This window comes from Bilifractor porci, assembly GCF_009696005.1.
In the GTDB taxonomy this organism is placed as follows: Bacteria; Bacillota; Clostridia; order Lachnospirales; family Lachnospiraceae; genus Bilifractor; species Bilifractor porci.
In genome coordinates this window covers 25,146-35,912 of sequence record NZ_VUMV01000009.1, presented here as the reverse complement: position 1 = coordinate 35,912, position 10,767 = coordinate 25,146, and the positions used below count along the sequence as shown (strand labels likewise).

Here is a 10,767-nt window from a genome sequence, read left to right as displayed (position 1 = left end):
TTCCGGAAAACATAGACAGCCTGATTTAAGGAGGCATTATGACTAATATCAATTACCTGATAAATTCCATGCCGGTTGCTCCGCTCAAACTGATCGCTCTTCCGGGATGTGAAGACATGGCTAAAACCATTGACCGTTTCCTGGTTCAGTTCCGTCAGGAAATTGTAGAAGCCAATCCTTCCAAAGAAAAGCTGTATGGCTATGCGGAAAAGACCTTTCTGGCAGACTGTGAGTGCCCCCGCTTTGGCAGCGGAGAATCCAAGGGAAACATCTCGGAATCGGTACGCGGCGTAGACCTTTTTCTTCTTGTAGATGTGGCAAATTACAGTATGACTTATCAGGCATTCGGGCAGACAAACCATATGTCTCCGGATGACCATTATCAGAACCTGAAACGAATCATCGCGGCAGTTAACGGAAAAGCCCACCGTGTAAATGTCATCATGCCGTTTCTGTATGAGGGACGCCAGCACAAGCGCACCGGAAGAGAATCCCTGGACTGCGCAATGGCCCTGCAGGAATTAAGCAGCATGGGCGTTACCAATATCCTGACCTTTGACGCGCACGATCCCCGTGTGATGAACGCCATTCCCCTGCACGGGTTTGACAACTTCTTTCCTACCTATCAGTTTCTGAAAGCGCTTCTGAAATCCTATCCGGATATGCAGATCAACAACAAAAATCTGATGATCATCAGCCCCGATGAAGGCGCCATGAGCCGGGCCGTCTATTTTTCCAATGTTCTCGGCGTCGATATGGGAATGTTTTACAAGCGCCGCGATTATTCCGTCATTGTAAACGGAAAGAACCCCATTGTCGCTCATGAATTTCTTGGGGATTCTGTAAAAGGCAAGAACTGCATCGTGATTGACGATATGATTTCCTCCGGCGGAAGCATGCTGGATGTGGCATCCCAGCTGAAGGAACGTGGTGCGGAAAATGTTTTTGTCTGCACAACGTTTGGTCTTTTTACAGACGGGCTGGAGAAATTTGACGAGTATTATGAGAAGGGAATTATCAGCAAAGTTATAACCACCAATCTGATCTACCAGACACCGGAGCTTCTCTCCCGTCCCTGGTACGCGACAGCAAAAATGGGCAAATATCTGGCAAGCATTATCGATACTCTGAATCATGACGTTTCCATCAATAAAGTGCGGGACAATACACTGAAGATCAACAAGCTGCTGAAGCGTCACCGGTAAGGCTGAAGCAGGCAGCAAAGTCTGTCACCCCCTTTTACTTTATTGTACATAAGGAAACGCGTTCTTATAGTGCCTCAGGTTATCTCCCTGAATGGCAATGACATCAAATCTGCAGGTTCGGTCTTCCGGAATGCCGTTACAGATACGGTAATAATCCGCCGTCCTGCAGATATTTTTCATCTTCAAAGGCGTCACCGCCTCTTCCGGTCGGCCGATGCTGTCGGAAAGCCGATACTTCACCTCTATGAACACGAGAACCGAATCCGCACCTTCCTTCCCGGAGGCAATCAGGTCAATCTCTCCCCTGCGGCAGCGAAAATTTCTCTTTAGGATTCGGTATCCGTTTTTCTCTAGATATTTCGCCGCCTTTTCTTCGTACACGGATCCGACCCTGCGTTTATTCATCCGGCATTCCTCCCGATTCTGATGATGGATCAGATGGTTCTGTAACACTCTTACTTTAACACAGTCCCGGCGCAGTTTCACCGTTTACATAATTATTTTTGTCTTTCAACTATCCACCATTTCCAATCTAGTCAGATCCTGAACCTCTGTATTCGCATCCCGCAAGATGATCATTGACAATCCCGACCGCCTGCAGAAATGAATAGGTTATAACCGGTCCCACGAATGCTATTCCGCGTTTCTTCATATCTGCGCTCATCTTTACAGAAACATCCGATTTTGTCGGAACTTCCTCCGGAGCTGTCCAGCCTCCGTCAATCTGTTTTCCGTTTGTAAAGCTCCACAGATACGCGTCCAGTGAGCCGAATTCCGCCTGGATTTTCTTCACAGCCTGCGCATTTTTTCTGACACTGAAAATTTTGTTCCGGTTCCGGACCAGCCCGGAATCAGACAGCAGCCCTTCCAGTTCTTCGTCGGTCATGGACGCGCACGCGTCTATGTCAAACTGATGAAAGGCTCTTCGATAAGCTTCTCTCTTATGCATGATTGTTTTCCAGGAAAGACCCACACTGGCTCCTTCCAGACAAAGCATCTCAAACTGGAAACAGTCATCGTGATTGATCTTGCACCATTCATAATCATGATACGCTTCCATTACCGGATCTCCCTCGTACCACCCACGGCAGTTATGTTCGCTCAATGATTTTCTCCTTATAAAAAAGCAACTGACAGACAGAGACATTATGACATACTCCGGGGTCTGATGCATCTGAGAAAAACAATTTCATGGGATCAAAATCAAATAGTGAAACAAAAATGTTGTAGTTACAACATAATTTTTCTTTTCGATCTGCTAGAATCCGCTTAGAAATCAAGGAGGTAAAACAACAATGGCAAAAAAAATAGATCTGAACAAAACCGTATTTGAGCTTACTCAGGAGTATCCTGAACTGATTAATATTTTATCGGGGCTTGGCTTTACTGAAATTACGAAAAAGCCCGTTCTTAACTCTGTGGGTAAAATAATGACCATCCCCAAGGGCGCAAAAGTAAAAAGCATACCGATGATCAAAGTCGTAAAGGCTCTTCTGGATAACGGATTTATTCTTTCCGGCGACATGCCCGAAGGAACAACCGCTGCTGCCAATCCTTCTCAGCCGACAGCTGTGTCTGACGAACGTACCGAACAGCTGAAAAATTACCTGCGCCGTCTTGGCAGCGGAGAGGAGCTGGAATCAGTCCGAGCTGATTTTGTGCGTGAATTTAAGCAGGTCGACGCGGCAGAGATTATGAATGCCGAGCAGGAATTGATGAGGGAAGGAACCCCGCTTTCCGAGGTTCAGAAGCTCTGTGACATTCACTCCGCCCTTTTTCACGGGGCAACCAGGGAGGAACAAATTGCCAACGCCGAAAAGGCGGTAGAAGAATCTCTTCGGAAACAGAAAGCAGGCGCCGAATTATCCGGACTTTCTTCCTCTCCGAAAGCAGATTATGGCGGGAAGAAGGAGAAGGCTGCCGCTCTGGAGCTGATTTCCGGCCATCCCCTGCAGACGCTGACAAAAGAGAATCAGGCACTGTCTGAACTACTGGAAAAATTTAAAGAAGATGGTGATCTCTCGCTGCTCCCCGCAATTCGGGAACTTTCCGTCCATTACGCGAAAAAAGGCGACCTTCTCTACACACTTCTGAAGGTAAAATACGGGGTAACCGGACCCTCTGATGTCATGTGGACCGTTGACGATGAGATCCGTGATGAGCTCGGCGCATTAGGGAAAGAATCCGATCATGGGGAAGAATGGAATTCCCGGCTGAATGCCGTTCTGAAGCGCGCCGAAGAAATGATTTACAAAGAACAGAACATTTTATTCCCGATCTGCGCGGTAAACTTCTCCGAGGAGGATTGGAAGAACATTTACCGTGACGCGAAGGATTACGCAGCCTGCTTCGGCATCCGCGGCGAAAAATGGGAGGAAGCGGAAAGCGAGACTGCCAAAGAAAAAGCTACCTCTTATGACGGAGAGGTTGTGATGCCGGGCGGACATATGACTGTGGAGCAGCTGACTGCCCTGCTGAACACCATCCCGATGGAGATTACCTTTGTAGATGCAAAGAATATTAACCGCTATTTTAACGAGGGTCACAAGGTATTCAAGCGCCCCGGCATGGCGATTGACCGCGAGGTGTTCTCCTGCCATCCTCCGAAGATCGAGCCGATGGTACGGCAGATCATTGAAGATTTCCGCAGCGGCAGACGAGACAGCGTTCCCGTATGGATGGAGAAGAACGGCCGCGTCATGCTGGTAAACTATATGGCTGTCCGGGACAGAGACGGAAACTATGTCGGCACCGCAGAATTTGTACAGGATATGGAGTTTGCCAAAGAACATTTTGTAAATAAATAAAAATTGAAATTCAGCAGCATACGCCGAGGGAAGAAACGCAAAAGCGTTTCTTCCCCGTTTCTGATCAAAATCATATAACGTAATGCTAAGTTGGAGACTATGACCTTCGTATATTCAATGTTGGTCTCATCCAGCTGGTATTATAAGCTTCTTGGCTAGTGGCCACATCAAGCTTCCGTAGATTTTCCAGACACTGAGTAGAAAATCTGAGAAGCTGCATTTCCTGTCCCCGTTCCGGATTTAATGGTTTAAAATAAGGCTTACAGCACACCTTTCTCATGAGCAGGAATATGTCGAAATTGCATCACAGTGTTCGAGAATATGACAAATCGGTTACTTCCTAATCTGTTTTAATGTAAATATCATTACTTTCCCATCATGATCTTGATCCGATTAATTGTCGATATGCATTTTCTTAAAGGCATTAAGCTGATCTCTTTTCGCGTAAATTACGTTCATGACATAGACTCTGCCTGAAGATTCATCTGGTCTGTAGTAGATATAAAAATTTTTAGCGATGATCTTTCTAACGCCTCTGCATCGGGAGTAATGACAATCTCAAAGGAATCCACTTATTTAAGACTCCTCTCCAGATCATCAAATACATCGTCCATTGGCCTGCCTTCACCTGCAATTGACTGAGCATAGCTATGCGACAGTTTAGCATCAAGCCGGACTTCCGGCATGCTGTCTATTGTTTCCGGCTCCGCAGGTACTGTTAGCGAAAACGGGATGCCTCTATGGTAAATAATCTGGCGGTACAAAGAATTAATTACGACAGATGATGGAACTCCCAGCTTCTGTAGAATATCTTCTGCTTCAATTTTGATATTCGTTTCAACGCGAGCGCTGACTGTTGAATCTTTCATAACGAACACCTCCTTATCTAAATTGTAGTACATTGTTTTGCAGTTTACAATACATTTTGTATTCTTCAAATTAGATCCGCTTTCAAAAAATGAATGCGAGCAGATGTTCCACTTCTCTGGAGTGCCTGCTCGTATCCTAAGATAAATGAGAAAGTCTTTTAACCCTTATTCAGCCCTTTTATGTGTCTTTCTTTGACATCAATACAACAGTCTCTGTATGTGCGGTGTACGGGAAGAGATCTACCGGCCAGGCCGATTCGCAGTGATACCCTCTTTTCTTCAGATACCGCAGGTCTCTGGCCAGGGAATCCGGTCCGCACGAAATATATACAATCTTCTTCGGACGGACTGCAGCGACTGCGTCCAGGAAAGCCTCACTGCTTCCGGACCGCGGCGGATCCATAAATACAACATCTGCCCTGACGCCTTCCGCTGCCATCCGGGTCATCCACTCTCCCGCATCCTCTGCATAGAAGCGGATATTTTTAATCGCATTGCGCTTTGCGTTTGCAATAGCGTCCCGCACGGCATCTCGATTCAGCTCCACACCTGCTACCTGTCTGGCCTGATCGGATGCTATGATACCGATAGTGCCGATTCCGCAGTAAGCATCCAGAACAAGTTCTTTCCCGGTCAGACCGGCGAGTTTTATCGCTTTCTCATACATCCACTCTGTCTGCACAGAATTGATCTGATAAAAAGAGCCCGGAGAGATCCGGAAGGTCTTTCCGCAGAGTTCATCTTCGATATACCCTTTTCCGTACAGGACGATATTTCTTTCTCCCAGAACCATGCTGGTCTGCATGTCGTTCACATTCAGCACCACTGTTGTGATTTCCGGATGTTCCGCACGAAGAGTGCGGACAAAATTGTTTTTGGACGGGAAAATAGGAGAAGCACAGACCAGCACAACCATCACCTGGCCGGTTTTATGCCCGCAGCGCACCAGAACATGTCGCAGAAGCCCGGTTCCGTTATCTTCGTTATAGATAAAGATATGAAACGACTGAACCAGTTTCCGGATTGTTCCGATGATTCTGTCCGCCTGCTCATTCTCAATCTGGCAGCCGGTAACCGGTACTACCCGATGCGTCCCCTCGGAGTATATACCGGAGACAATTCTTCCGTTTGGAAAGCGGTCAAACACAGCATGTACCTTATTCCTGTAATGCAGCGGGTTTTCCATTCCGTGAATCTTCTCCACGGGACAGATGTCGCGCAGAAGCTCCCTGACCTGATGTTCTTTCCGCTTCAGCTGCTTCTCATAAGGGATTCCCTGCATGGTACATCCACCGCATTTTTTAGCATACGGGCACAGTCCGTTTTGTCCTCCGGATTCTCTGATACGGTTCTTTTCTTTTTTCGGGATATCCCCCATCCTATCTCTTGTCTTCCTGGCATCTGCCGGATGCTTTTGTCCGCCCGCGGCCCGGATTTCCCTCTTCAATGTTTTTCCGGAGACATTTTTTCCTGTTTTCTGAAGTTTCCTGTCGGATGCCTGTTTATCCCGTCTGATCTCCGTGTTTTCTCTGTTATTTTTCTCTTCTTTTATTTTTTTTGTTTTCTTTTCGTTCTGCATAAAATTCCTGATTTCATAGTCGTATAAAACGCTCAAAAGACAATTCCTGTCAGCTCAATGATCCATCCGCCAAGCACCCCGGAGAGATACAGAATTCCTGTAATTTTCAGGTTTTCCACAAGTCTTCGGTTCGTCCGGAAAAGCACCATCAGCCCGACTCCTGCGCCCACAAGAAGTCCTGCAATCATCTGGCCGGAAGAAAGAATTCCCCGCAGATATAATTCTGTAATGGTAACAGACGCTCCGCAATTTGGAATCAGGCCGATCAGCGCAGAGAGAAGGACTCCTGTCACGGGCCGGCTGGTCAGAAAAGTCCCGATAGCATTTTCTCCGACCAGCTCAATCAGCAGGCCAATGACAAATGTGAAAATAAAAATAAAGATGACAATCTGAATGGTATGCCGCAGGGCGGAAAGAAATACGTTTCCCTCCTCGCAGTGGCAGTGATCCTGTTCACAGAGATCATGGATATGTTTTTCCTTGTCTTTCTTCCATCTGTGACGGAGTTTGTTGAGAGTATCGATCCCGATGCCGAACAGCAGGCCTAACAGGATTTTAGCCAGGAGGATCTTACCGATTGTCATGGGGCTTACTGCCTCTGAGATCATGATGGGGAGCATCTCATCGGACGTAGACAGAAAAATAGCCAGCAAGGTTCCGACTGTGATCAGCCCTCCCGAATAAAGGCTGGCGGCTGCCGCAGAAAACCCGCACTGGGGAACCACGCCAAGTGCCGCGCCGATGACCGGCCCCCACCTTCCGTTTTTCCGGATAATGGAAACCGTTTTTTCTCCTGTTTTCTCCTCCAGCCACTCCATAAGAAGGTATGTCAGGAAAAGAAAAGGGATCAGCTTTGCCGTATCAATAACGGCATCCGCCAGGACCTCCCTCAATATGCTTACATTCATGATTCAATCGACTCCTTTTTATATCTGCGCCGGCTCTTGCGGCACCATAAGGTGTACAGGTCGTCTAATTATACATGACTGCCGACAGGTAAGGCAAGCTGGCATTTACCCCAACAATACCTCTGCTGCCCTGTTTTTGTCCATCTTTTGTGTCACTTTTTTGATCATGCGCTGTGGATGGAGACAAATTTTTAGGTGAAAGACACAGAAGATCAATGTATACAAGTTGAATATTCTTCATTTGACAATTCATTTTCGTTAAATATAATGGAGAACGTGCGTACTTAAAAATATGTACATTCCGGCGTTTCTGTAAACATGCAGGCTGCCGGAGGATATCAAAATGAGGAGGCTGTCTGTTTCATGAAAACCTATAAAAAAATCATGGGCATCGTTGTGAAGATTGAGAATGCTGTACTGGCGCTTTCCATCCTGCTGGTTCTTGTTCTTACCTTCGGAAATGTCATTGCCCGGAAAATTTTCCAGCACTCTCTTGGTTTCACAGAGGAAATCACGGTTGCCGTTTTTGTATTGATCTCTCTTCTGGGAGCCGGTGTGGCCGCGCGTGACGGCGGGCTGGTGAATTTAAGCCTGATCCCGGACCGTCTGGGGAAAAAGGGCAGAAATGTTCTGCAGATTCTTTCCACTGTCGTCTGCCTTTTTTACTCGATTGTCCTGACAGCCGAAGGAATCAACCGGGTGCGGGTAGATCATACGCTGAGCCCCATCCTGCACATCCCGAAGTCTTTTTTCTGGATTTTTGTGGTAATTGGGGGTGTCTCTCTGACCCTTCATTTTATCGAGAACTGTCTGGACTTTCTGAAGCAGCCGGCTTCTTCTGTCCCAGGCACAGACAGTAAGGAATCCGTACAGCCGGAAAACAGCGCATGCAGGGGAGGAAAAAATAAATGATTACGGCAATCCTTTTTATTTCCTTTTTTATCATGCTGCTGATCGGTGTCCCGATCGCTGTCTGCCTGGGCGGAAGCTCCATTCTGGCACTCCTTTACGCAGCAAATTTTGACCCGCAGTTTCACACCCTTACCCTCAGCATTATTGCGACCAACACCTATACCGGAATCGCAAAGTTTCTGCTCCTTGCTATCCCGTTTTTCGTACTTTCCGGGAATATTATGGCAAGGGCAGGAATTTCCACCCGCCTGGTTCGCTTTATTGACTGCCTGTGCGGCCACCGCCGCGGCGGAATGGCAATCACGTGTGTCGTTGTGGCCTGCTTTTTCGGCGCCATCTCCGGCTCCGGACCTGCTACTGTTGCTGCCCTGGGCGCCGTCCTGATCCCGGCAATGATCGAATCCGGCTTCTCCCCGGCTTTTTCCGAGGCTCTCATGGCGGCTTCCAGCTCCATTGCCATTGTGATTCCGCCGTCCATCGCCTTTGTCGTCTACGCGTCGATTGTCGGGGCAGATGTCGGAAAAATGTTTATGGCCGGTATCATACCCGGCATTCTGATGGGCGCCGCCCTGATTGTCGTGGTAATGATCGAAGCCCGCAGGAAAAACATTCAGCCGTCTCACGAGAAAAGATCCGGCAGGGAGTGTCTGGCGACTTTCCGGGACGCCTTCTGGGGACTCCTGATGCCTGTGATTATTCTGGGAGGCATATACGGAGGTATCTTTACCCCCACTGAGGCGGCTGCCGTCTCGGTGATCTACGGTCTTTTTGTGGGAATGGTGATCTACAAAGAAATCACCTGGAAGGATCTGGCGGAAATCTTCATTGATTCCGCCAAAACATCCGGAGGAATCATGCTGATTGTCGCGGCGGCTTCTCTTTTTTCCTACTGCTGCACGCTGTTCGGCATCTCCCAGGCGGCGGAAGCCCTGCTCGCCCAGGTAGGAAGCAGCCGGGTTGTATTCCTGTTGATTGTCAACATTATTTTCCTGATCGCGGGCTGTTTTATCGACGCGAATTCCGCCATGTACATTTTCATTCCGATCATGGCGCCCGTGGCTCAGTCTCTGGGCTGCAGCCTGATCGCCTTCGGTGTACTGGCGACTGTCAACCTGGCAATCGGACAGGTTACGCCTCCTGTCGGCGTAAACCTTTTTGTCGCCATGGGACTCAAAATCAAAGATGCAGCAGCTTCCGCGCGGGCAAAGGCGGAAATCTTCTACCGCGTGACCATCAGTTCTATTTCCAGGGCGGTCTTGCCGATGATCCTCGCCTGCCTGTGCGTGCTCGGGCTGGTGACGTATGTTCCGAAAATTTCACTGGCCTTTATCGGCGAGAGCGAAAGCTCCGCCTCTCAGGTGAAGCAGATCAACTCCAACGGACTAATCTATCATGACTATGAAGATTCCGATGAATATGACGCCGCCAAAAACGCCGCGCAGTACACCGGTACCGAAGCCTGGCCTGTTACGACCTGGAATTTTGACTGCTCTCCGGGGGAAACGTGTACCTGGGCGCAGGCCGGATACTACTTTAACGCCCTGATGCAGCAGTCCACAGGAGGGAAATTCAAGGTTGATGTATATCCCGGAGAACAACTGACCAATGGAGATCAGGTGGCGGGAATTCAGGCGCTGATGGACGGAGACACGATTCAGTGTTCCTTCCACTCGAACCTGATCTACGCGAATTTTGATCCCTGCTTTAACGTGGTCTCGCTGCCCTTCCTGTTTGAAGATTATGACCAGGTGGATCGTGCGATGGACGGGGCCGGCGGAGAGGAACTGAAAAAGACGCTGGCGGAATATGGTCTGGTCTGTGAGGGAATCGGGGAAAACGGATTCCGCCAGATCACCAACTCCAAAAAGCCGATTGTTTCCCAGTCAGACCTGAAGGGACTGAAGCTGCGTATCTGCTCCAACGATCTCTGTGCGGAAATGTACCGGGAATGGGGATGCGATGCCTCTGCCATGAACTGGTCGGAGACCTACACAGCGCTACAGCAGGGTACCATCGACGGGCAGGAAAACCCTGAGACGTCTATTGCCTCCGCCTCCGTCCAGGATGTCCAGGATTATATTTCTCTGTGGAATGCCTACTATGACTGTATTTTCTTCTGTATCAACCAGAAGGTTTACGACAGTTTTACAGACGCCCAGAAAGCCGTTATTGATGAGAATGCAAAAAAAGCAGTGGAGTATCAGATTGCCATTAACCGCAAGGACACCGAACAGCTGGTTCAGGGATGGGAAAAAAGCGGCGATATGGCTGTAACCACGGCGGACCAGATGGACACGGACACCTTTAAAAATGCCTCATCCGGATGCTATGACTGGTTTACCAAACAGCTGGTCTCCGGAAGAGGGATGAGTGAAACAGATGCCCGGGCCTATATTGACGCCTTTACTCAAAGCGAATCCCAGGAAGGATAACAGTGGGACTTTGAGAGAGCTGCCGCAAAAGCCGGCAGCTCTGCCCTTCTCTTTT

9 protein-coding genes are annotated in these 10,767 nt (G+C 48.5%); 4 read left to right on the top strand and 5 right to left on the bottom strand.

Annotated features, from left to right (window positions below):
- Window positions 1-38 precede the first annotated feature (38 nt).
- Window positions 39-1,205, top strand: a complete 1,167-nt coding sequence (locus FYJ60_RS11035) for a ribose-phosphate pyrophosphokinase (RefSeq protein WP_154458734.1) — start codon at window positions 39-41, stop codon at window positions 1,203-1,205.
- 39 nt (window positions 1,206-1,244) lie between these two features.
- Here FYJ60_RS11035 and FYJ60_RS11030 read toward each other — a convergent pair whose 3' ends face one another.
- Together FYJ60_RS11030 and FYJ60_RS11025 are read right to left on the bottom strand one after the other, a co-directional pair.
- Window positions 1,245-1,610, bottom strand: coding sequence for a YraN family protein (locus FYJ60_RS11030; protein WP_154458733.1), 366 nt, complete (start codon window positions 1,608-1,610; stop codon window positions 1,245-1,247).
- Between the two features lie 127 nt (window positions 1,611-1,737).
- Window positions 1,738-2,310 (bottom strand): DNA-3-methyladenine glycosylase I, encoded by a 573-nt coding sequence (locus FYJ60_RS11025; RefSeq protein ID WP_154458732.1) that lies wholly within the window; start codon window positions 2,308-2,310, stop codon window positions 1,738-1,740.
- 190 nt (window positions 2,311-2,500) lie between these two features.
- Between FYJ60_RS11025 and FYJ60_RS11020 the strand changes: the two genes are divergently transcribed.
- Window positions 2,501-4,012: a DUF438 domain-containing protein gene (locus FYJ60_RS11020; protein ID WP_154458731.1), complete on the top strand. Its 1,512-nt coding sequence runs from the start codon at window positions 2,501-2,503 to the stop codon at window positions 4,010-4,012.
- Window positions 4,013-4,584: 572 nt separating this feature from the next.
- Here the strand turns inward: FYJ60_RS11020 and FYJ60_RS11015 are convergent.
- The 3 genes from FYJ60_RS11015 to FYJ60_RS11005 form a co-directional block, all read right to left on the bottom strand.
- The gene (locus tag FYJ60_RS11015; protein WP_154458730.1) at window positions 4,585-4,881 is read right to left on the bottom strand and encodes a type II toxin-antitoxin system RelB/DinJ family antitoxin; all 297 of its coding nucleotides are present in this window, start codon (window positions 4,879-4,881) and stop codon (window positions 4,585-4,587) included.
- A 178-nt stretch (window positions 4,882-5,059) separates the two neighbouring features.
- Complete coding sequence (gene rlmD, locus FYJ60_RS11010) at window positions 5,060-6,496, bottom strand: 23S rRNA (uracil(1939)-C(5))-methyltransferase RlmD (protein WP_235903408.1); 1,437 nt, start codon at window positions 6,494-6,496, stop codon at window positions 5,060-5,062.
- Window positions 6,493-7,368 carry a putative manganese transporter gene (locus FYJ60_RS11005; RefSeq protein WP_154458729.1) on the bottom strand — a complete coding sequence of 292 codons (876 nt, stop codon included), beginning with the start codon at window positions 7,366-7,368 and terminating at the stop codon, window positions 6,493-6,495. Before FYJ60_RS11005 ends, rlmD begins: the two co-directional genes overlap by 4 nt.
- Before the next feature lie 363 nt (window positions 7,369-7,731).
- Between FYJ60_RS11005 and FYJ60_RS11000 the strand changes: the two genes are divergently transcribed.
- Complete coding sequence (locus tag FYJ60_RS11000; RefSeq protein WP_205839079.1) at window positions 7,732-8,280, top strand: TRAP transporter small permease; 549 nt, start codon at window positions 7,732-7,734, stop codon at window positions 8,278-8,280.
- A complete protein-coding gene (locus tag FYJ60_RS10995) occupies window positions 8,277-10,712 on the top strand; it encodes a TRAP transporter large permease subunit (RefSeq protein WP_154458727.1) in 2,436 nt (811 codons plus the stop codon). The genes FYJ60_RS11000 and FYJ60_RS10995 overlap by 4 nt, the downstream gene beginning before the upstream one ends.
- Window positions 10,713-10,767: the final 55 nt, after the last annotated feature.